Source organism: Flavobacterium pectinovorum, from assembly GCF_022802975.1.
Classification (GTDB): Bacteria; Bacteroidota; Bacteroidia; order Flavobacteriales; family Flavobacteriaceae; genus Flavobacterium; species Flavobacterium pectinovorum_B.
The window spans coordinates 25,631-51,414 of sequence record NZ_JAFEVZ010000015.1; the positions used below are offsets into that span (position 1 = coordinate 25,631).

Annotated in this window: 19 protein-coding genes and 1 pseudogene; 8 read left to right on the top strand and 12 right to left on the bottom strand. The window is 34.5% G+C overall.

Translation table 11 applies throughout. From position 1 onward, the window contains the following. Positions 1-174: 174 nt before the first annotated feature. Complete coding sequence (locus FLV_RS17665; RefSeq protein ID WP_243235905.1) at positions 175-1,041, bottom strand: DMT family transporter; 867 nt, start codon at positions 1,039-1,041, stop codon at positions 175-177. A 101-nt stretch (positions 1,042-1,142) separates the two neighbouring features. Between FLV_RS17665 and FLV_RS17670 the strand changes: the two genes are divergently transcribed. Both FLV_RS17670 and FLV_RS17675 read left to right on the top strand, forming a co-directional pair. Then, the gene (locus FLV_RS17670) at positions 1,143-1,523 is read left to right on the top strand and encodes a heavy-metal-associated domain-containing protein (protein WP_243235906.1); all 381 of its coding nucleotides are present in this window, start codon (positions 1,143-1,145) and stop codon (positions 1,521-1,523) included. A gap of 164 nt (positions 1,524-1,687) precedes the next feature. Continuing rightward, positions 1,688-2,149, top strand: coding sequence for a VOC family protein (locus tag FLV_RS17675; protein WP_243235907.1), 462 nt, complete (start codon positions 1,688-1,690; stop codon positions 2,147-2,149). Between the two features lie 60 nt (positions 2,150-2,209). Here the strand turns inward: FLV_RS17675 and gldD are convergent, their stop codons facing one another. From gldD to mutY, 4 genes are read right to left on the bottom strand one after another with little or no spacing between them, the layout of a single operon-like run. Next, positions 2,210-2,770: a gliding motility lipoprotein GldD gene (gene gldD, locus FLV_RS17680; protein ID WP_243235908.1), complete on the bottom strand. Its 561-nt coding sequence runs from the start codon at positions 2,768-2,770 to the stop codon at positions 2,210-2,212. 1 nt (position 2,771) lies between these two features. Next, on the bottom strand, positions 2,772-4,064 hold the full coding sequence (locus FLV_RS17685; protein WP_243235909.1) for a gliding motility-associated protein GldE: 1,293 nt from the start codon (positions 4,062-4,064) through the stop codon (positions 2,772-2,774). Positions 4,065-4,087: 23 nt separating this feature from the next. Beyond that, entirely contained in the window at positions 4,088-4,525 is a 438-nt protein-coding gene (locus FLV_RS17690; protein WP_243235910.1) for a single-stranded DNA-binding protein, read from the bottom strand. A gap of 36 nt (positions 4,526-4,561) precedes the next feature. Then, positions 4,562-5,608 (bottom strand): A/G-specific adenine glycosylase, encoded by a 1,047-nt coding sequence (gene mutY / locus FLV_RS17695; protein ID WP_243235911.1) that lies wholly within the window; start codon positions 5,606-5,608, stop codon positions 4,562-4,564. A gap of 129 nt (positions 5,609-5,737) precedes the next feature. Between mutY and FLV_RS17700 the strand changes: the two genes are divergently transcribed. After that, positions 5,738-6,040, top strand: coding sequence for an HU family DNA-binding protein (locus FLV_RS17700; protein WP_255347995.1), 303 nt, complete (start codon positions 5,738-5,740; stop codon positions 6,038-6,040). 417 nt (positions 6,041-6,457) lie between these two features. Continuing rightward, positions 6,458-8,002, top strand: coding sequence for a ribonuclease E/G (locus FLV_RS17705; protein WP_243235912.1), 1,545 nt, complete (start codon positions 6,458-6,460; stop codon positions 8,000-8,002). Between the two features lie 372 nt (positions 8,003-8,374). Here FLV_RS17705 and pbpC read toward each other — a convergent pair whose 3' ends face one another. The 3 genes from pbpC to FLV_RS17720 form a co-directional block, all read right to left on the bottom strand. After that, entirely contained in the window at positions 8,375-10,750 is a 2,376-nt protein-coding gene (pbpC, locus tag FLV_RS17710; RefSeq protein WP_243235913.1) for a penicillin-binding protein 1C, read from the bottom strand. A 114-nt stretch (positions 10,751-10,864) separates the two neighbouring features. Then, positions 10,865-16,534, bottom strand: a complete 5,670-nt coding sequence (locus FLV_RS17715) for an alpha-2-macroglobulin family protein (RefSeq protein ID WP_243235916.1) — start codon at positions 16,532-16,534, stop codon at positions 10,865-10,867. 183 nt (positions 16,535-16,717) lie between these two features. Further along, on the bottom strand, positions 16,718-17,161 hold the full coding sequence (locus FLV_RS17720; RefSeq protein ID WP_243235918.1) for a nucleoside deaminase: 444 nt from the start codon (positions 17,159-17,161) through the stop codon (positions 16,718-16,720). 101 nt (positions 17,162-17,262) lie between these two features. Between FLV_RS17720 and FLV_RS17725 the strand changes: the two genes are divergently transcribed. From FLV_RS17725 to FLV_RS17735, 3 genes are all read left to right on the top strand, one after another. Continuing rightward, a complete protein-coding gene (locus tag FLV_RS17725; protein ID WP_243235919.1) occupies positions 17,263-17,958 on the top strand; it encodes a hypothetical protein in 696 nt (231 codons plus the stop codon). A 65-nt stretch (positions 17,959-18,023) separates the two neighbouring features. Next, entirely contained in the window at positions 18,024-19,814 is a 1,791-nt protein-coding gene (locus FLV_RS17730) for a 1-deoxy-D-xylulose-5-phosphate synthase (protein WP_243235920.1), read from the top strand. 38 nt (positions 19,815-19,852) lie between these two features. Next, the gene (locus FLV_RS17735) at positions 19,853-20,851 is read left to right on the top strand and encodes a DUF3078 domain-containing protein (RefSeq protein WP_243235921.1); all 999 of its coding nucleotides are present in this window, start codon (positions 19,853-19,855) and stop codon (positions 20,849-20,851) included. 4 nt (positions 20,852-20,855) lie between these two features. Here FLV_RS17735 and FLV_RS17740 read toward each other — a convergent pair whose 3' ends face one another. The 3 genes from FLV_RS17740 to FLV_RS17750 all read right to left on the bottom strand — a co-directional run bounded on the left by FLV_RS17740 (position 20,856) and on the right by FLV_RS17750 (position 24,653). After that, entirely contained in the window at positions 20,856-22,202 is a 1,347-nt protein-coding gene (locus tag FLV_RS17740) for a deoxyguanosinetriphosphate triphosphohydrolase (RefSeq protein ID WP_243235922.1), read from the bottom strand. A gap of 69 nt (positions 22,203-22,271) precedes the next feature. Then, positions 22,272-22,748, bottom strand: coding sequence for an RDD family protein (locus FLV_RS17745; protein ID WP_243235923.1), 477 nt, complete (start codon positions 22,746-22,748; stop codon positions 22,272-22,274). 27 nt (positions 22,749-22,775) lie between these two features. Next, a complete protein-coding gene (locus FLV_RS17750; RefSeq protein WP_243235924.1) occupies positions 22,776-24,653 on the bottom strand; it encodes a hypothetical protein in 1,878 nt (625 codons plus the stop codon). Between the two features lie 104 nt (positions 24,654-24,757). Here FLV_RS17750 and FLV_RS20050 point away from each other — a divergent pair. Next, positions 24,758-24,856, top strand: a pseudogene (locus FLV_RS20050) (hypothetical protein); the annotation flags it as partial. Between the two features lie 193 nt (positions 24,857-25,049). Here FLV_RS20050 and FLV_RS17760 read toward each other — a convergent pair. Then, complete coding sequence (locus FLV_RS17760) at positions 25,050-25,631, bottom strand: outer membrane beta-barrel protein (RefSeq protein ID WP_243235927.1); 582 nt, start codon at positions 25,629-25,631, stop codon at positions 25,050-25,052. Positions 25,632-25,784: the final 153 nt, after the last annotated feature.

Below are 25,784 nucleotides of genomic sequence, written 5' to 3' on the forward strand. Positions count from 1 at the left end.
TTTTTTTAACCAGAAAGGCTGTCGTAACTGACAGCCTTTCTGGTTTTATTGATATTCTTTTTGTCAGGTTGAGCGGAGTCGAAGCCCTTTCCAATTGGGACGCCCTTCGACTTCGCTCAGGGTCACTCTACAACAACATTTCACATCTCACAAAAACCATTTCACAACCAAAAGTTACTTTTTAGCCGACAAATAAACCCCAATCAAAATAACAAAAGCTCCAAAAAACTGAATTGGAGTCAGCATTTCATTATCCAGCAATCCCCAGAAAAAAGCCACTATCGGAATCAAATAAGTTACAGAAGTTGCAAATACCGGCGAAGACATTTGTATTAATTTAAAAAACAAAATATTTGCGATTCCCGTACCTAAAATCCCCAAAATCATTACAAACAAAACAGAGTACTGTGTCGTCTCCAGATGTAGTTTTTGTGTAAAATCGGTTGTACTTAAAATAATTAAAGCCGGTAAAAATAAAACTGCAAAATTCCCTGTTGTAATGCTCACTGAATTCAAATCGGATAAATATTTTTTGATCAGATTAACATTAATAGCATAACACAGTGTTGCAATTACAACCAAAATCAGGTAATAATAATTTTGCCCGGTATTACTCGATGCGCCATTCAAAACCAACAACAAACAGCCTACTAATCCGATAAAAACACCTAAAACCTGACGTTTTTGAAACTGAATCCCAAAAAATATAATTCCTAAAACTAATGTATTTAAAGGTGTAAGCGAATTTAAAATAGCCACAATCGAGCTATCAACCTGTGTTTCGGCAATCGCAAAAAAGAACGCCGGAATAAATGTCCCGAAGAATGAAGTCAGGGCAACAAATTTCCATTGACGCAGGGAAATTTTCTTTAAACTCGAAAATCCAACAATAAGCAAAAACAAAGCAGCAAAAATAATTCGGAGCGAACCCACCTGAATAGCCGTTAACCCTACCAACCCTCTTTTGATTAAAATAAATGAACTTCCCCAAATTAGCGAAAGCAGCAATAAATAAAACCACTTTAATTGTTTTGCGTCCATAAATCGTATTTTACTGCAAATTTGTAATAATTTTAGGAACTGACCTTCTGATTTTTATTAATTTTGCAACAAACATATTGACAAACTAAAATTATATATAAATGAAACTTACAAAAATAATAGCATCGTTAGCTATTGCTGGTTTGGTACTGGTAAGCTGTAAAAAAGAAGAAGACAAAAGTCTGGCAGTCGCAAGAGGTGAAAAAACAGAAACACCAAAAGAACACCAACCAATCGCTGCAGAAAATGTACAGACAGCCAGTTTTACAATCGAAGGAATGACTTGTGCCATGGGATGCGCTAAAACTATTGAAGAAGAATTAGCAAACCTTGACGGTGTTGAAAAAGCAGCTGTTGATTTTGACAAAAAAACAGCAACCGTAACTTTTGATAAAACAATTCAAAATCCGGAGTCTTTGACAAAAGTTGTTCAGAAAACCGGAGACGGAAAAACATATAAAGTTTTGAATTTTAAATCGTAATTAAGACGATTATCTAATTCTGATAATAAACAATTTTAGACAGTATTAAACTCAGGTTTACTACTGTCTTTTTTTCTGAATTATATTTCAATTACATTTTAACTGCATAATCCTCTTGAGAATAGCGGTAAAAAAATCATCAATTTACACTACATATAAAAAGAATGAATCTTAAGTTTAGTCACATAGATATTTTAGTAAATGACCTTGAATCAGCCTGTAATTATTACGCAAAAACACTTGGCGCTGAGATTTCAAAAAAATTTACATGGAAAAGAGATGAACTTCATGTCACATATGCTGTTGTAAAAATTGGTCAGGAACGATTTATGCTTGTAAAGCCTTTTTCAGGAAATTTAAAAAATCTTTTAGACACCAAAGGAGAAGGAACGATATATCGCCACTGCTATTCTACTCCTGACATTGAAGCTGCATTTGATGAATTGATATCCAACGGAGTTCAGCCAGAGGACGAAAACGGAAAGCCTTTATCACGGGAAAGTCTCAATTCTCCGAGTGGAGTCAGAATTATTTGGCTTCCAAAACGTTTTGGTGAATTTTCAATTGAAATACTTGAAGAGACGGGACTTCAAGAATTTATGACAGAAGCATTTTCAGCACAATAAACATTGCTAGCCATTTTAAACAAACAAAAGGCGCTCACATGAACGCCTTTGTTTTTTATTTTATTTCCATTTTAATGTCTCCATAAGTCTCTGCATATCATTTTTGATATAACTCGCTGCCGGCATAATCGAGTCAAAATTAGGTTTGCTATAAAAATAAACCGATCCCGTGATGAAATGTTTCGTACTATCCGTTACATAAAATTGTGAGTTGGTTGCCGCATTTCCGTTTACCTGATAAAACATTCCGTACACTTTTTTTTCAGGATTTAAATAAGGCTGCTCTAATATATCATCAGCTTTAATCACATGCTCGTAAGTTAGTTTTTGAGCATCTTTCAGCAGTTTTTCTATATTATTATTTACGGGTTTGTATGTCAGATAAATGGTCGCTTTCATCTTTGGATACGTAATCGCAAAACCACATTCCTTTTCACCCTTAATTGATGCCGCTTCATTCATTTGAAAAGAAAACGGACATGTATTTTCAAAATTCACATATTTAGCTACCGGATAATCCAAACGCAAAAAACCGGCCGGTTTTGGCAATACATCGTCTTTACAGCTTATAACAGTCAGGCTCAGTAAAATTACCGCTATCCAAATTGTTTTTTTTAACATCTTATTCTATGGTTACTTTTATTTGTTTAACACGTTTTTTATCAACTGCTTCTATGGTGAAGATACAATTCTCAAACGCTACTTTTTGGTCTTTTTTAGGAAAATTGCCCAGAATTTCAAGTATAAATCCGGCCAGTGTTTCTGCTTCTCCTTTACGAACCTCAAAAACATCCTCATCAACATCAACAATTCTGTAAAAATCCTTCAGATTGATTTTTCCTTCAAAAAGGAAATTCTTTTCATCAATTTGAGAAAAGTTCAAATGTTCGTCATCAAACTCATCACTAATATCTCCTACTATTTCCTCAATTACATCTTCTAAAGAAACCAAACCTGATGTTCCGCCGTATTCATCCACTACAATCGCCAAATGACTTTTCAGACCTTGAAAGTCCTTCAACAGGTTGTCTAATTTTTTATTCTCAGGAACAAAAAAAGCTTCTCTTATTAAAGTTGTCCAGTCAAATTCGACCTTGTCAATATGAGGCAATAAATCTTTAACAAACAAAACGCCTTCAATCTGGTCAATATTATCGCGATATATTGGAATCCTTGAAAATCCTTTCTCAATTATCTTTGGATAAATGGCTTCAAAAGATTCTGATATTTCTAATGCAAAAACATCAATCCTCGGACTCATTACCTGTTTGGTATCTGTATTTCCAAAAGAGACTATTCCTTCCAGTATTTTTTGCTCTTCAGTCGATGTTCCTTCTGAATCGGTAAGTTCCAAAGCCTGCGAAAGCTGATCGACCGAAAAATTTGTTTTCTGTTTTCCTAATTTATTATGCAAATATAACGTAACGGAACGCATTGGCAAGCTTATCGGAGAAAGTAATTTATTTAAAAAAGCAACCGGATAAACTACTCGTTTGGCAAATTTTATGTTGTTACGGCTAGCATAAACCTTGGGAAGAACTTCTCCAAAAAGCAAAATCAAAAAAGTAACCACAATTACTTCTAAGATAAATTTCAATAACGCCGAGCTAACCTCCTCAAAGATATTTTTGCCAATAAATGAAAACAGAACAACTACCCCAATATTTAAAAAATTATTGGCAACTAATAATGTAGCTAAGAGTTTTTTGGGTTTTTCTAAAAGGTTCGAAATTATTTTTCCTTTCGGATTGTTTTCCTGTAACGTATCCTCAATATCTTTTTGAGTCAGGGAAAAAAAAGCAACTTCAGCACCAGAAACGATGGCTGATAAAAAAAGTAAAATAAATATTCCGGCAAAACCAATAATTAAATCAGTATCTGCTGATGCAAAAAATAAACTGGGCTCCGGGTCCAAATTAAATAAAATTAGTTAAACAATTAAAAGGGCAAATCATTGATAGGCAATCCTTCATTAGGATTTTCAAAGTTAGTGTTTTTTGGTGATTCAGATGCCTGATGATGCTTGTGTTCTGTTTCTTTTTTGGTTGTCAAAAAGGTAAACTCGGTCACCTGAATCTCGGTAGTATATTTTGTAGTTCCGTCTTCAGCCTGCCACTGTCGTGATTTTATACGGCCTTCAACATATATTTTATCTCCTTTTGACAAATATTTTTCACAGATTTCGGCAGCTTTATTGCGTACAACCAAATTATGCCATTCTGTGGAAGTAATTTTTTCGTTTGTAGTTTTATTAATATACACCTCATTTGTAGCAAGTTGAAAACGTCCAATGCAGTTTCCCCCATCAAAATAATGCATTTTAACATCATCGCCCAAATGGCCAATCAACATCACTTTATTTAATGTTCCGTTCATGATATATCATTTGTGTGTATCAAAGATACATTTTTTTTAACGACTTAATTCTTCCTTTTCAATAAAATTATAAATAGCAATCGGAAACGGAAATGTTTTTAAATCACTATAATTCACACCATTAACAATCAATTCATTAATTTTTATTTTCCAGAATTGAATATGTAAATGCTGATGGGAAAGTTTGTGAATTACTGTTGCATGAGAACATTCCTCAATACCTTTAATAGTATAAGAAGACAAAACACCCTGCCCGATTGTCTTTGAAATAAAATCAAAATCAACAATTTCGTCGGTTTCCAATAAAGGAAATTCATATAAATTGTGCCAAATACCTTTTGCTGTACGCTTTTGAATTAAAGTATTTCCTAAAACATCTTCTAAAATCAGGTAATTAAAAAACCTATTAGTTACTTTTAACTTCTTAGCTTTTACAGGCAGCACATCAACTTTCTTTTTTTGCAGAGCCAGACAGCTTTCATTAAACACACAAACAGAACAATTTGGATTTTTTGGCACACATTGCAAAGCTCCAAATTCCATAATCGCCTGATTGAAAATTGCGGGGTCATCTTTTGGCATCAATTCATAAGCAAGAGCGGTAAATTCTTTTTTAGTCGCAGGCAAAGCGATATCAGATTCGATATCAAAATAACGCGAAAGAACTCTAAATACATTTCCATCAACAACCGGAACCGTTTCATGGTAAGAAAAAGAAGCAATTGCAGCAGCTGTATATTCGCCAACACCTTTTAACTTTAACAGCTCCTTATAGGTAGCCGGAAAAACACCGTTTAAATCATTTGCTATGTACTGAGCAGTTTTATGAAGGTTTCGTGCCCGGGAATAATATCCTAATCCCTGCCAAAGTTTCAAAACCTTTTCTTCATCGGCATTAGCCAAATCAAACACTGTAGGAAATTCCTCTGTAAAAGAAAAAAAATAAGGCATTCCCTGCGCTACTCTGGTTTGCTGCAGCATAATTTCTGAGAGCCAAATATGGTAAGGATTGACAGTATTTCGCCAAGGCAAATCACGTTTGTTTTGTAAATACCATTTTATCAATAGGTTATGAAATTTCATTGCAAAATACTTAGAATGCAAAAGTAAATGTTTATGTAATTAAAATTTAACGAATTAGCTTGATTAATTATTTTTTTAATTCCTATATTTGCAAACTCAAAAAAATAGTACATCATTTATAAAGTAAAAATAGGAAAGAAAATGACGAAAGCAGATATCGTAGCAAAAATTTCAGAGAAACTAGGTCTTGAAAAAGGAGATGTTCAGGCAACAGTAGAAACTTTTATGGAAGAAGTTAAAACTTCTTTAGAAACTGGAGACAATGTTTACTTAAGAGGTTTTGGTAGTTTTATTGTAAAAACTAGAGCTGAAAAGACAGGAAGAAACATTTCTAAAAATACCACAATCAAAATTCCTGCACACAATATTCCTGCTTTTAAACCTGCAAAAGTTTTTGTAGAAGGAGTTAAAACAAATAACGAAGCAAAATAATACTATTAATTAATCATAAAATCGACACGATATGCCAAGTGGTAAAAAAAGAAAGAGACATAAGGTAGCTACTCACAAAAGAAAAAAAAGAGCGAGAGCTAACCGTCACAAAAAGAAAAAGTAGTTTTAAACTACTTTTTTCTTTTTTAAACCGTTCATTGAAATTTGGGAAATTTCAAAAATTCCAAAAAATAAAATCCAAAATCCAACGATTAAGAAATCAAAATTGAATCAAATTGGAATTTGGAATTTAAATATTGAGATTTAACTTTCCCTCCCGGGTTCAATACCTGTTAAAAATATTGTTTAATCCATCCTTGCTTGAAAAGTTGATGGTTGGTAGTTGATCGTTGATGGATTTTCCAATAACCGACAACCAACAACCGACAACCAATAAGTTCGGATAAAAATTTACAAATGAATAAAGAATTAATTATTCGATCAAGTTCAGATTTCGTAGATTTTGCCTTATTAAAAGATGGAAAACTAATTGAATTACATAAGGAAGAAGAAAAAAGCAACTTTCAGGTTGGCGATATTTTTATTGCCAAAATAAGAAAACCGGTTGCCGGACTTAATGCTGCTTTTGTAAATGTAGGCTTCGAAAAAGATGCTTTTTTACATTATCACGATTTAGGACCAAACTTAGCTTCCCAACTGAAATTCATAAAACTTGTAAGCGCAGGTAAATTAAAAGATTTCTCCCTAAAGACCTTTCAGTTTGAAAAAGAGATTGACAAAGATGGCATCATTACTGATATTTTAAGTGCCAATCAATCTGTCTTAGTACAAGTTGTAAAAGAACCTATATCTACCAAAGGTCCAAGAATAAGCGCTGAGCTTTCATTGGCAGGAAGATTTATTGTTCTCGTTCCGTTTTCTGACCGAGTTTCTATTTCACAAAAAATAGAAGACAAAAAAGAAAAGGATCGTCTAAAAAAACTTGTATTATCGATCAAACCTAAAGGATTTGGTGTTATTGTTCGCACAGTAGCCGAAGGCAAAAATACAGCCGAATTAGAAAAAGATTTGCAGAACCTGCTTGGCAGATGGACTGCAATGTGTAAAAAATTACCAACTGCTCATCATCCATCAAAAGTATTAGGAGAGCTTAACAGAGCTTCTTCAATATTAAGAGATGTTTTTAACGATACCTTTAGTGGTATCCAGATAGATGATGAAGAGTTGTACCATCAAACGAAGGATTATTTGCAAGAGATTGCACCTTCAAAACAATCAATTGTGAAGTTTTATCAATCAAACGACACTCCGATTTTTGAGAAATACAATATAGAGAGACAAATCAAAACTTCATTTGGAAGAACGGTTTCAATGAGCAAAGGCGCTTATCTTATCATAGAACACACTGAAGCACTTCACGTTATAGACGTAAACAGCGGAAACCGTTCTAATAAAGCGACCAATCAGGAAGATACCGCCATGGAAGTGAATATGATTGCTGCCGCTGAAATTGCCAGACAGCTTCGTCTGAGAGATATGGGCGGAATAATCGTAGTTGATTTTATTGATATGTCTAATCCTGAAAACAGGAAAGTTTTGTTCGACTTCTTGCGAGAAGAAATGAGCGACGATAAAGCAAAGCATAAAATCTTACCGCCAAGCAAATTTGGACTGGTTCAAATTACCAGACAGCGCGTAAGACCAGAAGTAAATATTAAAACCAGAGAAGAAGACCCCAATAAGGTAAATGGTGAAATTGAAGCACCAATTTTAATCATTGACAAAATCTCATCTGATTTAGACAGACTTTTAAAAACCCACAACAAAGTAGTACTTAATGTACATCCGTTTGTGGCTGCATACCTCAGTAAAGGTTTTCCATCCTTACGTTCAAAATGGTTTTTTGAGCATAAGAAATGGGTGAAAATCATACCTCGTGACGCTTACACGTATTTAGAATATCATTTCTACGATAAAAAAGGAAATGTTATTTCAGAATAAAAACAAACCGCCTTTCGTGAGATTGGCGGTTTTTTTATGCGCCATTGCGAGGGACGAAGCAATTACACTTGTATTTTCGATTTTGGAATTTAAAGTTCAGGAGCAATTTCCAGCTATCCGTTTCAATCTTTTACTTTTTAAAGAAAAAAGCAAAAGGATTTTCACTTCTATCTGGGCTAGGGCTATCATTTTCATAAGATGATTTTATATCAAAAATATTCTAATAAATCATAATGTCATATCCTGAGCGGAATCGAAGGCTTTCCGGTACAAAATGGCTTCGACTACACTCAGCCTGACAAACAATATATTATTTCTAAAAATTGGACTTTGGAATTTATTCAGCAGTTTTGGAATTGGAATTTTAAAAATTTATTCTCTCACAATTTCAATTCTCCTTCTAATTTCATTCCCAAAAGCATCCACAACCGTAATATAATGCACTCCCGAAGTTGGAATAACCGGCAATTCATGAAACGTTTTTGTCGTTGCCTTATACACATCATCAACGTACCAAAACAATTCTTTATCCCTTTCAGAGTAAGCTACCTTCAGAATTACGGGCTGCACTTCGCTGTTAAAATTCTTCGTTAAATAAATTTTACTGTTCGTTTTTGGATAAATAAAATCCATTGTTTTGGATTGAATCCCTTCGCAGCCTTCTTTAAACGGAGGTAAAGACAGATATTCAATATGCTGACTTTTATAATACCAAGCCATTACCGGAGGGAGAACAAACCAACTTTTAGTCACAATATCATCAACACTTTCGCAACTACTATTAACCTGAAATCGCTCTGTTTTATCTAAATGGACCTTTTTATGATACGGACAAACTACAGTAGATTTACCTTTTTTAGAAACCCATTGCTTTATTTTTGGGCAATCCTCTTTGGCCAGATAACCGCTCAAACGGCAAACCTCAACTTCAGCTAAATCATTGTACGGAGTATCAAACCATCTTTGTCTTGGCAGTAAATTAAAAACATCAAACAAAATGGGCGCAGCACTTGTCACGCCGGTTAAAGTTGGCCTTCCCTCTCCCGTGGCGTTTCCAACCCAAATACCAACTACATATTTTGAATTTGTTCCTATTGCCCAGGCATCTCTGTTTCCAAAGCTCGTTCCGGTTTTCCATGCAATTTTCAAAGAACTGTCATAAAACTTCCAGGCTTCATCGCCTTCCGGCCTGTTTACCTCTTCCATCGCATTATACGTCAGCCAAATTGCTCCGGCTCCCATTATATTCTTCTGATCGGTTTCCGTGCCAAAATCAGCTTCAAAATCATTTTTATAATTCAGCTCTGCAAATTCTTTAGTTCGATACTTTGCCTGATTTTTACTATAATAATTAACTGTTGAAGATAATCCGGCATAAGTCCGGCATAAATCCCATAAATTACTTTCGGCACCGCCTAAAATGAGTGATAACCCATAATGATCCGGGGTTTTATTAATATCTCTTAATTTAAATTTCTGCAATTCTTCATAAAACTTATTTACACCAAAATCCTGCAGCATCAAAACTGCCGGAATATTTAGCGATCTTGATAAAGCGCGATGAGCCGGAACAGCCCCATCAAATGTGAGATTAAAATTTTGCGGTGTATAACCGGCTATTTGTGTTGGTACATCAGCGACTAAAGTATTCGGCAATAATTCGCCATCGTCTAACATTGCTGCGTATAAAAACGGCTTCAAAATACTTCCTGTACTTCTGGGAGCATCAATAATATCTACATCTTTTTGATGATTATTATCTGTTGGAGCATTTCCAACATAACTCATTACATTTCGATTCGAAACATCAATTACCAAAATCGCCAGATTGTTTACTTCATTCTGCTTGTACTGGTTATAATAATACTTCGCAATTTGGTTGACCCTATTTTGCAGAGCATAATCAATCGTAGTTTTTACTCGGGTTCCTTCTTCATTTTTTGCCACGCGCTGTAATAAATGAGGTGCAATTTGGGGCAAATCGTAAGGTTTTTGTGGTAATGGTTCATCGATTGACAATTCGTAAGTCTGCTTATCAATAATTCCTTCCTGATGCAATTTTAATAAAAGTCGGTTACGTTTATTCAATAACTTAATTTGATTCTTTCCCGGATAAATTAAGCTTGGCGCATTGGGTAAAACAGCCAATGTTGCATTCTCCGCCCATGACAATTGATTGGACTGCACTCCAAAATAACGCCATGAAGCCATTTCCAACCCAACTACATTTCCGCCAAATGGAGCGTGTGCCGCATACATTTCGAGAATTTCGTTTTTCGAATAGCCCAATTCTAATCGGGTTGAGAGAATAATTTCGATTAATTTTTCAAAATAAGTCCTGCCTTTGCCTTTTCGGGATAAACGAATAACCTGCTGTGTTAAGGTACTTCCGCCTCGAACAACTTTTCCTGCTTTTTGATTTTGTTGAAATGCATTGACCATTGCAACGGGATTAAATCCCGGATGTTTATAAAAATACTCATCTTCAAAATAAACAATACATTTTTTGAATTTATCAGGTACGCTGTCTTGGGCAGGAAAACGCCATTGTCCGTCACGGGCTATTTTTGCCCCGAGCAATTCTCCTTCTTTGCTTTCTATTACTGTTGAATAAGGTTCCTGAAATAAAGTTCGTGGTATAGAAAAATAGTAAATCAGCAAGAGTACAAATACAATTGCTGATTTTATTTTGTTTTTTTTAATCCAGTTTATAATGCGTAGTGAGAACGCTATTAATTTATTTTTCAAAGTAATAATTTATTTTTAACCGCGCTAAGTTCGCAAAGTTATTTTTCACGCAGATTTAGCAGATTTGGCAGATTTTATTTTTATCTGCTCGATCTGCTAAATCTGCGTGAGACTTTATTTCACCACCTCAACCCAGAATCCTTTTGTTCTGGCTAAGAATGTATTATCGTACATTGCTTCACATTGTAATCCCGGTAAATAATAATTCCCCAAATAAGAAGCATTCAGTAAAATCCTGAATACTTTTGTTTCTCCGGCTTTCATTCCAAAATAAAAATTAGTCCTATCGTCCCGAATATCAATGTAATCTGCAATATTGTTTGTTGCGTCTCCGTAATCGGTAAAACGGGTGTTTACAATTTCAAAACCTGAAGGCAGAATTTGAGATAATGCTACATTTTCTACATGCTCATTTCTTTGATTTCTGACTGTAACCTCTGCAATAAATTCAGTTCCCTGACTAATTTTAGAAACATTGATAACGCTTCCTTTTCTGTTTTTGAAAACAATATTAGCTGAAACGTCACTCTGAATTGGTTTCTCCTGTCCGATTGGTAATATTCCGGTGTTCAAAACACGAACATAAACTGTATTGTTTTTAATATTTTTCAGCGTTACGCTATTAGCACCCGTTTGAACAATCAAACTTCTGTCTGCAACAGTTTTATTAGTGTTTATCGTTTCGCCTTTTCCGTTTTTGCTAAACTGAATATTGATTCCTTTTGGACCGTTACTAACCGCGAATTTTGACATCGCATACAAGCAATAAGCTGTAGTCTGAGTGCTCATCCATTGATTGTTTGACATTTGTTTGGCTAATTTAGAAGCCATCGTAAATGCCTTTTGTTTCTGACCTAAAAGCAGCATCGTTTCTAAAGCCATTGCCCTGTTTCTTTCACCTGAACCATAATAGTAATAATTATAATTGCTCGATTCAGCTTCAATTTTACTATGCAAAAACAAATTCAATCCTGCCGATTTTTGTCCCGCTAAAACATAAGCTGCAGCTAAACGCAGCTTACTTTCGTTTGAAATTTCTTTGGTTTCTCTCAATCTGTTCATTGAAGACAAATCGGCATTTCCGGCTAGAGCCAAAGTATATAATCGATAAGCCTGAGCCAAATCATTACCGTATTTTGGCTCAAAACGCCATTGTTTTGCTTCACGTTGTTGATACGAAATCCATTTTGATTTGAAATTAATTGGCAAAATATATCCTTTTTTCTCTGCTTCAATCAGGAAATGTCCTGCATACGAAGTTCCCCAGTCATCTGCAATTGTATTACCCTGCCAGTAAGCGACTCCTCCATTTGACAATTGGAAACTGCCTAATCTTGTAATTCCGGCAGTAATATTCTTTTGAATGATTCCTTTTCGGGTCGCATCTAAATCGACAACATCATTTAAATACAATTGTGGAAAAACCGAAGAAGTCGTTTGCTCCACACATCCATGCGGATATTGAATAAGATATTGTAATCTTCCATTAAGATTCATTGTTGGCATTGACGAAACCTCTAATCTTGCTTTATTGCTTCCTGAAACCCCAAACGTTTTCCATGAAATAGTTTTGGTGCTGTTTGGAGACAAAATCACATCAGTAAAAGTATTCGTAACCGGATTAGGATTCGTCATGTCGATTTCGACATCATAAACCGATTTCTCTTTTCCAGAAGTTGCAATAACCTGAACTTTCGCAATTCCTGTAGCCGAACCTACAACTAAATTAAAATAGGCCATTTTTTCATCAGGCTGTTTAAAAACCAAGGATTGCGTTGCACTTCCCATAACTTTTAAACCATTGCTCGTTTTAATCTGAATCGAAACATTTTTGATATTATTCTCTGTCGCAAAAACAGTAACCGGAATCGTAACTTTTTCTGAAGGCGATATTTTTCTTGGCAACGAAGCCAAAACCATCAACGGACTTTTAACCGGAGTTGCTTTTTCAACACTTCCGTAAGCGCTTGTGTTGGCATCTCCCGCAACCACCATAGTTCTAACGGAACCAATATATTTTGGCAATTTTAATTGATGTGATTTGGTTTGTCCTTTTTCTAATTTAAACGGACCGTAATACAATACAACCGGCTTGAAGCGATTTGCTTTTTTAGCTTTTCCACCGCCTAAATCCTGATCTCCACCAATACTGAAAATCTGATTTATTTTTCCGCCATACGCTCCAATTACATCATCATAAATATCCCAGGTTTTAACGCCCAAAGCTTCACGAACATAAAAACTATCCCAGGCATTTGGTGTTTTAAAGCGGGTTAGATCCAAAAGACCTTCATCTACAACCGCAAGAGTATAGGTCATTTCTTTTCCGGTTTTTTCGCCTACTTTTACCGTAAATGTCTGCTCCGGTTTTAAAACATCAAGCATAGAAAGTGTTGGTGCTAAAATGGTATTTTTATCTACAACTTCAATCGGGACAATACCATACATACGAATTGGGGAATCATTTTTAGTTGAAGCATGTGGTTGTAATAAGGTAATATTAAAATATACGTTTGGGGCCATTGCCGAAGTTATCGGAACCTCAACTTTTGTTTCACCTTTTCTTGTCTTAGCCCAAATAGTCTGCACTACTTTTGATCCATTTTCGATCGAAATTAAAGCACGTCCGCCTTCACTTGAAGGAAAAGATATTTGCGCTTTTTCACCTACAGCATAATTTGTTTTATCAGTTGAAAACACCAACATATTGGCCGTAGAAGCATCACGGTTTCTTGTTTTTCCGGACCAGATTGGCCAGTCAATATTTACGGTTAAAGCTGTCGCATGACCATCTGTATTATCAGAAACACGGATCAAGTAACGCCCCCATTCTTCATCGGTCAACGAAAACTGAACACTTCCTTTTCCGCTTGAATCTGTATTAATTATAAATGTTTTGTATGATGTCGTAGCATTCGCAGCATTATAATTCGATAAATTATCACTCGAAGCATCCCACCACCAGCGCCATTCTATTTTATAAACTTTTACCTCCAGATTTCGCCCCGATTTTGGTCTTCCATTTTCATCAACCGTCACAATATCAAAACGATTATTGGTTCTGGTTTCCAGCATTCCGTATTTATTTAACTCTGGAGATTTAATTCCCACATAGGTTTTATATGGAGAATAAGTCGCTGCAATAACATCTGTACTAAAGTCTCCACCTTCTTCATACACTTTTGTGATAAACGAAGCACGAAGCATTCCCGGTGCCTGACCTTGTAATTTTGGCTGAATATTTACGGAAGCTTTCCCGTTTTCGTTTAATTTTCCGGAGAAAACATTTATTTCTTCTGTGCTGAATTGACGCACTAAATCATCAAAACTGAATTTCTCATACCCTTTAAAAGTCGTCGTTTGCTGAGAAAATTTTGCCTGCATTTCTACATTCAGATTTTTAGCAATCGCACCGTGAAGCCAGGTTACTTCCAAATTACTCGTATTTGGATAAGAAGACGAAAGCGTTTTTCTGGAGAAATTGTTTTTGATTTTTAGACGATTTGGTTTAATCGTTTCAATTTTAATGCTTTTGTAAAATTTAGCTCCACCCACGCTTACCATCACTTCCCAGTTTCCTGTTGGCGCCTCCTGACTTGTTGGAACTGTAAAAGTATAATGATTCAGTTCATTTGTTTTTTGAACGGCCTGATACACAGTTTTACCATTTGGATCATTCAGTCTGAATTTAATGGGGTGCGACTTCGGAAGTTTATTTGAAGCATCATTAAAAATAAAAGACAAATACAAATTATCGCCCGGACGCCAAACGCCACGTTCTCCATAAATAAAACCTTTTAAGCCTTTTTGCAAGGTTTCGCCCGCAACATCAAAATTACTGACAGACAACGAAAGTCCGTCATCCAATTTCACGTAAGTTGATTGATTACCTAAAGATACAATAGCAAAATAGGCATATTTATCCAGCTTAAAAGATGCAATTCCTTCACTGCTTGTTGCTCCTGTACCAATTTTTTGTTGCTGGTAATTATAAAGATCAATTCTTGCATTCGAAACAGGTTCTGTCGTTACAATGTTATTTACTGCAAATAAATACGACTTATTCTCGCCTCGTTTGGCAATAACGCCCAAATCTGTCGCCAGAATGTTGGTCGCGATTTTAGCATTATAAAAATATGATCCCGAACAAGGATCCTGGCTTTCTCTCCATTCGTAATCGTCATAATAGTAATCATCGTAGGAGTTCCCGCTGTAGTTTACATCATTTTCATCAACTTCTTCTTCCTCTTCTTCCTGATCTGCATTTGAAGTTTCACATTTATACAAAGAGTATTTCTTTTTATAGACAAATTCTACTCTGTAAATGGCTCCCGGTTCCGGTGTGATTATTTTAGATAAATCCAAAGCAAAAGTGTTCCATTTACTTGGATTGACTAATTTACTTTCAATTAAATTCAGCGTTGTTTTAGCAACAGGCTGTGCCACTTTCTTAAGATTCTGACTACCGTTTAATTCATTATACTGAAGAAACTGCAGAATATTATTCTTGTAAATTTTATAGACTTTAACATCAACTGCTCTTAAATTTACGGCTTCAAAATTCAGTTTTAGATTATTAGAACTTGGCAGAATTGTTCCATTTTTAATAAAACGAATACTTGGCTTTATTTGATCAAAAGTAATTTTCTGCGTGTAATTGGCGTCCATTTTTTTGCCGTACTGGCTTTCAATTCCCTGAAAAACTTCAACCAGTAAATCCCCAACAATAATTTGTTCGGGCTTCGTTTCTTCTTCCTGCACGACTTCTACAGCTTCCTCAACTACAGCCGCTGCACTATCCACAATCACTGTTGATGAATCTACCAGAGAAACTATCGAATCTTCAACCGCTATTGCAACAGGAACCTCTTTGACAACAATGTCTTTTTCATTGCTAAAATAAACTTTCAGCAAATTTCCCTGAGTTGAAAACTTTAAATTATGGGTATTCTGAATTGAAACTAATCCTTTAAAATCCTGTCCTTTTTCTAAAGGTTCAGAAAAATTGATGGTTAACGACTGATTGCTTCCATCCGGAACTTCAACTTTTACAATTTTAAACTCATTAATATTCGTAATTGGAACATCGATTTGTCCTTTCTGATCAATATCAAAATCGTTTCCATCATAAATAATTTCCAGATTTGTTGCTTCAGCATAACGCTGAATACTATCAATGATAAAATGGAATTCTTTTCCTGAACCAGAATTTTTCTCAAATTTAATTTTAAGATTATTCCCTTTTTGCCTGGCCTCAACTAATTTTTTAGCCATCTCCAGATCAATATTATCAGCCGTTTTCAAAACGCAGTTCAGGTATTGATATTCTTTACTGTATGACTGGATATCAGCTGTATTTATCGTAAAATCCTGCTTGATTGTTTTAACCGTAAAATTGAATTCAGAAAGTGTTTTTTCTTTCTCTTTCGGAAGTGTAATCAGTTTATCTAAGTTTAAAGTAACCTGATATTCTGTTCCCGGCTTTAATTTTTTCTCCGGGATAAAAGCAATTGTATTGGCAGAAAGTGCTACGACTTTTCCATCAACCCCTGGCGAAATATCAAACAAATCGCTGTCTAAAATCTGATTGGCTTTCCATTCTTTTTTATCGAAAGCCAAAACGACCCTAATATCGGATTCAGACGAGACTATTCCCCCTGTAAAACTGACTATATACTCTTTAAATAATGAAAAATCAGAATTGAAATCGGCTGCTGATTTTCTGCCGCAAGATTGAAAAATAAAAAACACACAAAACACGAGAACTAATCCTTTTGCTTTCACTTTTATTTAGAGTTAATGGGTTACGAATTTTAAGAAATGACAGAACGTTTTAACATTTTATTATTAAAACCATAACAAGCAAAATGCTAATTATATTGTAGTAAATGTAAAATATTTTCTGAGATATTTTAAGAGGAAAATTCGCTAAGTGAAATTATTTTTTGGAAGAAAAAAAACGGAGTATTATTTACGCCTCTCGATAAAAAACCGTTTCATCAAATCAGCGGCTTCATTTGCCATTACACCAGAAACAACAGTAGTTTTGGGATGTAGTTTTGTACCCATAACCATAAAACCCCGTTGTTCGTCGCGAGCACCAAAAACAATTTTCGAAATCTGACTCCAGTACAAAGCTCCGGCACACATTTGGCAAGGTTCGAGCGTCACATATAAGGTACAATCTTTTAAATATTTTCCACCCAGAAAATTTGCTGCAGCCGTTATCGACTGCATTTCGGCATGAGCCGTAACATCGTTTAACAATTCCGTTAAATTATGACTGCTTGCAATTACTTTATTAGCTACTACAATGACGGCACCAACAGGAATTTCGCCTTTACTAAAAGCCATTTCAGCTTCCTGCAAAGCTTTTTTCATAAAATATTCGTCGGTGAAAGGATTTATCATAACTGCAAAAATAGAACTTTTCCACATTATTTTTATTACTTTTAAATCCTGAAATTCAAGCATGGAAAGAAAATACTAAATAACAATACCTGAACCCTGTGATGATTACAATACAAACTCCAAATCGCATTTTATACATGCAGGCACACAATCTTAAACTATTTTTACTGTCTTTATTCTTTTTATCAGGAACAACTCTATTTAGCTGTGCAGATAAAAGTGACCGCAAGAAAAAAAGTGAGCAAATCGAAGTTGCTGATTCTGAAAAAAAACAAAATGACAATCCGAAACAGATTTCTTCACTCCCGGAAAAAGAAAATCAATCGGAACATGCTGAAAAAAATATTGAAATTAAAAACGAAGAAATTGTTTCTTCTAAAAACAATTCTGAACATTCGGTTTCAGCATCTACAGATCTGGTAAAATCTATAAAAACTGAAAACACTAATAATACCGAAAAAGACAAAAAAAACACTTCTTCAAAAAAAGCAGCTGCAGTAAAGACCGAAGTTCCTCTTCATAAAAATGCAGAACTTCCGGGAGGGATTGATCAATTTTATACCTTTTTTGAAAAGGAATATAAAAAGCCGGAAAACACCACAAAACTCAACATTAAAATATCATTTGCAGTAGAAAAAAACGGTTCAGTATCTTATATTGAATCTGAACCGGCTGTTGACAAAATTGTAGAAACAGAAATTATCAGGGTTATAAGCTTATCCCCAAAATGGCAGCCCGGAGAATCTAATGGAAAAAAAATAAAAATGCAGTATTCGCTGCCCATCGTATTAAAATAAACTGCTTTAAAATTCCTCCGCAATAAAATTAAATTTAAAACCGTAAATTTGCTTTTTACCTTACAATGAAAAGCGATTTACTTTCAAACATATACAATCCCGCCGATTTACGTCTTTTAAAAGAAGCGCAGCTTACACAGGTCGCACAGGAGCTGCGTCAGTTTATTATTGACGTTGTTTCTGTAAAAGAAGGGCATTTGGGGGCAAGTCTGGGCGTTGTTGAGCTTACAATTGCTTTGCATTATGTTTTTAACACACCCGAAGATTTATTGGTTTGGGATGTTGGACACCAAGCTTACGGACATAAAATTTTAACCGAAAGAAGAGAAAACTTTCATACCAACAGACAGCTTGGCGGCGTTTCCGGATTCCCAAAAAGAGCCGAAAGTATTTATGATCCTTTTGGTGTTGGACATTCTTCAACGTCAATTTCTGCAGCACTCGGAATGGCGATTGCTTCCAGACTTAAAGGAGATTTCAGCAAACAACATATTGCAGTAATTGGCGATGCCTCAATTGCAAGCGGAATGGCATTTGAGGGCTTAAACCATGCCGGAGTTACAGATGCTAATATCTTAGTAATTCTAAACGACAATGCTATCGGAATCGACCCTAGTGTAGGAGCTTTAAAAAAATACCTGACCGCAGTTAAAAACGGAAAAAATCCGAAACAGAATAACATCATCAAATCTTTAAATTTTGATTATTCCGGACCAATTGACGGTCACGATCTTCCTACTTTAATAAAAGAATTAAATCGTTTAAAAAAAATAAAAGGCCCTAAATTCCTTCACATTGTAACTACCAAAGGAAAAGGTCTGCAGCAGGCTGAAGAAAACCAGGTAAAATATCATGCACCCGGAAAATTCGATGCTTCAACCGGAGAAATTCATTTAAAATCGGAAGAAAATCTTCCACCAAAATATCAGGACGTTTTTGGATTGACTATTTTAGATTTAGCCAAAAAGAACGAAAAAATTATCGGAATCACGCCTGCAATGCCATCCGGAAGTTCTTTAAAATTTATGATGGATGAAATTCCGGAACGCGCATTTGATGTTGGTATTGCCGAACAGCATGCCGTTACACTTGCGGCCGGAATGGCTACTCAGGGAATGATTGTCTATTGCAATATTTATTCGACTTTTTTACAACGTGCCTACGATCAGGTAATTCATGATGTGGCGCTTCAAAATTTACCGGTTATTTTTTGTTTAGACAGAGCAGGGCTGGTTGGTGAAGATGGTGCAACGCATCATGGCGTGTTTGATATTGCTTATTTGAGAGCTATTCCAAATATGATTATTTATGCACCAATCAACGAAATTGCCCTGCAGAATATTTTATATACCGTTCAGTCAGGTTCTTTACCCCATCCTATTGCAATTCGTTATCCGAGAGGCCGTGGCGTTTTGCCAAAATGGGAAACAGAAAATTTCGGAAATTATCAAAACATTACAATTGGTAAAGCAAATTGTTTAAAAACCGGAACAAAAAAAGCGGTTTTGTCTACAGGAGCCATTGGTAATAACGTAATCGCTGCCATAAACGAATTAGATAATCCTGAAACTATTGCCCATTACGATTTTCCTTTTATAAAACCTTTAGACCATAATTTGTTAGACAAAATCTTAACCTCTTTCGATCATATTATTACGATTGAGGACGGAGTAAAAATTGGTGGTTTCGGGAGTGCTGTTTTAGAGTATGCTACAGCAAATAATTACACAAAAAAGATAGAAATTTTAGGCATTCCGGACACTTTTATTGAACATGGCACAGTAATTGAGCAACAACATTTTTGTAAAATTGACGTTAAAAGTTTAACAAATCTTTTTTCAAACATTGAAAAATAGTATTTTGCACTGCCAAAAAAAAATCAAAAGTTTGCCTGATGAAATTATTACGACCGACCCTGTTTTTATTCCTTTTTTTATTTGCAACGAACAGTTTTGCTCAAATTATCCAAACCACTTTAGACCCAAAACAAGCACCTCCTGTTCCTTCAAACTGGACTAAAAAAAATAAACTTGGTTTTGACATTTCAGAAATTGCTTTTGTCAATTGGAGTGCCGGGGGAACCAGTTCTATTTCAGGGCTCTTTAAAGGTGAATTTTCCAGAACCTATACCAAAGACAATCATAAATGGTTTAATGAACTGATTGTAAAATATGGCCTGAACAAACAGGATGGTACCGAACTGAGAAAAACGGATGATGCCGTACAATTTAACTCTACTTACGGATTTAGAAAAGACACCGCCTCAAACTGGTTTTATTCGGCAAAATTTAATTTCAACACGCAATTTACCAACGGTTACAGATATCCAAACAGAGATGTTGCCATCTCTAAACCTTTTGCACCGGCTTACATCTTTCTGGGAGCCGGAGCTGAGAATTCAAACAAGAAAAAAAACAGAACCTTTTATTTCTCTCCAATCACGTTAAAAACTACTTTGGTATTAGATCAGGATTTAGCAAATCAGGGAGCTTTTGGTGTTAAAAAAGCTGTTTATGCCCCTGATCCTCTTGATCCGGATAATGAAATTTTAATTGAAAACGGCCAAAAAGTAAAAGCTGAATTTGGTATCCTGTTTACCGGATACATGAAAAACGAGATTTACAAAAATATTTTTTACGAAAACAGACTGGTACTATATACAGATTACCTAAATCAATTTGGAAATGTCGATATTGATTACGATACTCGTTTAGACCTTGTGGTTAACGCTTATGTAAAGGCAAATATTGGTGTTCATATCATTTATGACGACGATATTAAAACTAAAAAAGAGGTTGTTGATCCTGCATCAGGCTCAAAATCACAAGTCGATGACGGACCAAGAGCCCAGTTAAGACAAGTTTTAGGCGTTGGTCTCGTATATGCTTTTTAATACATTAGCTGTTTTTTCTGCCATTAATCATTTCATATAACTCTAACGCATTGCCATCGGTTAAAAGTGATACATAATGACAAATATGAAGCAGACGCTCGTATAAATTACCTTTTTCCAAATGATGTTTTTCAGGCAGCATTTTCAGAATCAGTTTATCGTAATTTGAAGCAGTTCCTTCGTATTTGTTATTAAAAGCAGTTATAAATTTATCAAGCAGGGTTTGAATAATCTGATAACCTACAATTTCTTTCTCAATAACTTCACGGCTTTGGTAGATTTTCTCAACACTCAATTTGATGATATCATTCATCTGTGCCTTGTATTTGCTTTTATCTGTTAAAGCAAAAGGAAAATTCCCTGCCAGAATTGCTTCTTCATTTTCAACAAAAACATCTACAGCATCATTAATCAAAGCGCCGATAGCCAAAGCACGCAGATAACTGATTCTGTCTTCTTTGGTTTCTAATAATTTGTACTTTGCTACACCAATATTATCTTTTACCAGTTTAATCAAATATTCTAAAGCATAATCTTCAGAAACCAATCCTAAATTTATACCATCTTCAAAATCGATAATTGTGTAGCAAATATCATCTGCAGCTTCAACCAGATATGCCAAAGGATGTCTTTCAAAACCAATATCCCCATCAGATTTATTAGCGATCAAACCCATATCTTCGGCAACTTCCTCAAAGAACAATTTGTCTGTCTGAAAGAAACCATATTTTTTATCTGAGATATTACTTGTTGGCTTTTTAGGAAGACTTTCTTTTGGATATTTCATAAAAGCCCCCAAAGTTGCGTATGAAATTCTAAGCCCGCCTTCGATTCCCGGACGACTTGCGGTAAGCACCGAAAATCCGTTTGCATTTCCTTCAAAATCAATTAAATCCTGCCATTGTTTTGCCGTAAGTTTGTCTTTGTATTTCAATCCTTTTCCACTCGAAAAATACTCTCCAATTGCTTTTTCGCCGGAATGTCCAAAAGGCGGATTTCCAATATCATGTGCCAGCGAAGCCGCAGCCACAATCGCACCAAAATCGTTCATGTGATAACCGTGAACCTCTTTTAAATAGGGATATTTTTCGATGATTTTTTTTCCAACCAAACGTCCTAAAGACCTTCCTACAACCGAAACTTCTAAACTGTGTGTCAATCTTGTATGCACAAAATCGGTTTTTGAAAGCGGAATTACCTGGGTTTTATCCTGTAAAGAGCGAAATGCAGATGAAAAGATAATTCGGTCATAATCTACCTCGAATCCTAATCGGGTATCATCTTGTTCTGCACGTAATCTTTTGGTTGTGTCTCCTTGGCGTTTTAGTGATAAAAGTTGTTCCCAGTTCATTATGCTTTTAGATTGTCGATTAACGATTTTAGGTTTATGATTTAAAAAGAACCAAAAATACATTTTATTTTAGGACTTTTCTAAAGATATTAACTCAAGATGTTCATGTATTTGCTCTTCGAATTTGGATTTTACCACAACAAAAGTTCCTGAATTTTTATCATGCAGCCCCAATGCACGACCTCTTAAAAAACTCAGGGGTTCAAAAGGTAAAATACGCAATAAAGTTCGTGCCAGAACAGACATTAAAACTGGCTTAGAGCCATCCTGCATCACAACAATTGTTTTGGTAAAATATTTGGCCGGAGATCTGGAAAGAAAGGTTTCGGTAATTCCGTAATATACAAAACTAATAAGACTCCAAAACAAATAACGTTCGATCATATCTAATGAATCTATTTCTTTTGCAAACTCAGAAAGATTTAGAAAAGTTATAACCAACTTAACTATAATTAGCTTAATTACACCATCAATAAAAAAGTTTAAAAATCGTTTTTTTTTTGATGCCAATAAATAATTTGAGATTTCAAAACCTTCCTTTTTCATTTTTTAAAATTCCTGAAACAACAGCTTTTAATTCAACTTAATCACTTGATTATCATATTTATCAAATACATAAATTTCATTATTAAATTGTTCTAATTTTAGAGTATTATAATATTCGCTTAAATTACGATCTTTATTTTTTCCAAGAATATCTCCTTTCAAATAAATTTCGGATTCATTCGCATTAGAAATTTTAATTATCCTTGTTCTATTTTCATCCGTAACATAAATATTTCCTGAATCATCAATAACTATGTTTTCGGGTTCATTAAAGAAAATCCCATTATTGGGCGTAATTAAACTTATAGTTTTGTCTTTTGAAATTTTTACAATTCTATTATTATAAGAGTCACAAATAAACAAATTGTCTTTTTTATCAATTGCCAGACCATGAGGTGAATTTAGTTTTATATGTTTAACTTCAAAGTAATTAGAAACAATTCCTTCAGGCGTAATCATATAAATAGTGTTTTTCACACTATCAGAAATCAATAGATTGTTCTTGGAATCGCACACTAAATCTGCAGGTCTTTCCCAATTTACAGTACTCCTCTTAGTATCTATAAAAGTCGTGGTGTTACCCTCTAAATCAACAACCCTAATTTTAGTACTTTTCCAATCTCCATCTAAAACAAACAACTTACCATTATTATCAATTGTAATTGCATTTGGGTATTCAAAACTGCTGTAAGTGTTTTTACCATCCTGACTTCCATATAAACCAGAACCTGCAAAAGTACTTACAACTCCGTTTTTAGAAATTTTACGAATCAAATTATTGCCTTTATCTACCACAAAAAGATTTCCATCTTTGTCAAAAACTCCATCATAAGGCATTTGATAAGTAGCCCTATTTGCATTACCATCTCTATGTGTTCCATCTTTCTCTCCAATTTGTGTCGTTTTGTTATCCGGAGTTATTGTAATAACATAGTTTTGCGAAGGGATAATTATATTGTCCTTTTCATCAACCATTATTTTAACATGATGAGCAAAACTTTCATTATATAGTTTTTCATTGCTAAAGACATTCAACAATTTTCCTTTCGCATCAAATTTGTAAAGTTTTTTTTGAGAACTATCAAATACAATCACTTCTTGTTTACTGTTAACTGCAATTGCTGCTGGCCAATCGATTACTCCTTTTGGAATAAACTCAGAAACAGTACTTTCCTTTTTTATCAACTTAATTTTTTTATTAACCTGATCTACCACAAAAATATCGCCCTCATCATTTAAGGCTATATCACTTATTTGATAAAAAAGAGCCTTTTTTGCATTACCAATTTTATCCCCCGACCCATTCTGACCTGCTATTGTTGTAACCAAACCATCAGTTGTAATTTTGCGAATTAAATGTCCCGCAGCCACATAAATAACATCTTTCTTATCAATCTTTAAAGAAGAAATTAATGGAAAATAAGCAGTTTCCTTAGCGCTTTCAATTTCGCCATCGGCTGGACCGTCAATTGTTCCTCTATATTTTTTTCCTGCAAACATACTAACGTTGCCCGATGGATCTATTTTTCTAATTTGATGATAATTTACAGAAACATAAATATTCTTCTTGCTGTCTATTGCCATGCTTTCAGGATTTTGAAAAGATGCCGATTGATATTTTCCGTCAATATTTTCATCTTGCCCATTTCCTGCAAAATTTAAAATTTGATTATCCTTAATTTGTCTAATGCAATTGTTCCTTGTATCAGCTATTAATTGTAGTTCATTATCAAGTTTCAACACACTGGAAGGATAATTTAAAACAATGTCATTTTGAGTGTTTACACCGGAAAAAACAATGATTTTGGTTTCCTTTTTGATTTCATTTTTAACAATACTTTTATTGGAAGTACAACCATTTATTACAAAAATTAATAGTATCGTAATTTTTTTTAATTTGTTCATATAGTTTAATTCCCTTAATTGATTACAAATAAGCAATCTTATACAATTTTAACATAAAATATCTGCAATCAAATATAATAGAATTATTCAGATAAAACGGATTGATAAATCCGGATTGCGGTTTAAAAACCCGTCACCGGGATGAAACCAAAAAAGCATTGATTGAAATGGTTGCCGCCGCTCTGGAAATGAGAGCCGAGGTTGAATATCCTGTAAGTTTACAATACTTTTCAGACAATTTTTGTTTTTTAATGCCAGCTGGCGAAATCGAAAATCTTGTAGTTATGATTTGTTTCAACTTCGTTTAACTTGGCATTTTTATGCAATCAAAAAACTTTGACTAACAAAAAAGCACCCCAACCGGAGTGCTTTCCTAATTTATATAAAAATTTAAAGCTAAAAGTTTTTAGAAATTCCGACGCTTATTGTTTTACCAAAATTGAAGTAAAAAGAACGCTCATCAATATCAACATTATCATAACTATAGGTTGTGTACCCCAACCCACCAATACTGAAATTTAATCCAAAACCCTTTTTCATATTAATAAAAAGAGCCGGGGTTAAATCTGTATAAAAACCATTTGCTTTACTTTCTGAAATAAGATCGTCATTATTGTAAGCTTTCCCTTTACTTGCTGTAAAACCAGCACCTAAATCTGCAAAAACAGAAAAAGTTTCACTTAATGGCATTGTATAACGCACAAATGCACCTACTTTATAAGCATTATTTTTAACTTCGCTCATTTGTCCATCTTGTTTTAATGAGCTGATAGTAAATTCAGCACCTGCTGTCCAGTTATCATGAAACTGATAACCTACTTTAGGAGAAAAATCAAAAGAATTCATTTTTATTTTACCTGTTTCGGCATCAACTGTTCGGGTGGTATAATCAATATCACCTCCAACTAAGATTGTTCCCTTTTGTGCATTTGCAAAGCCAACAACTGACAATGCAAGAATAAGTAGCATTTTTTTCATAATGATTTAAAATTTAAAATTTAAAAACATTAACTAACAACGATGCCATTACCTACAAAAATAACAGGTAAAAACTTATGTTTACAGTTAATTAATAAATTCCAAACATATCATTAGAAATAAGTCTTTTATTACAAATTACTTCACCCTAAA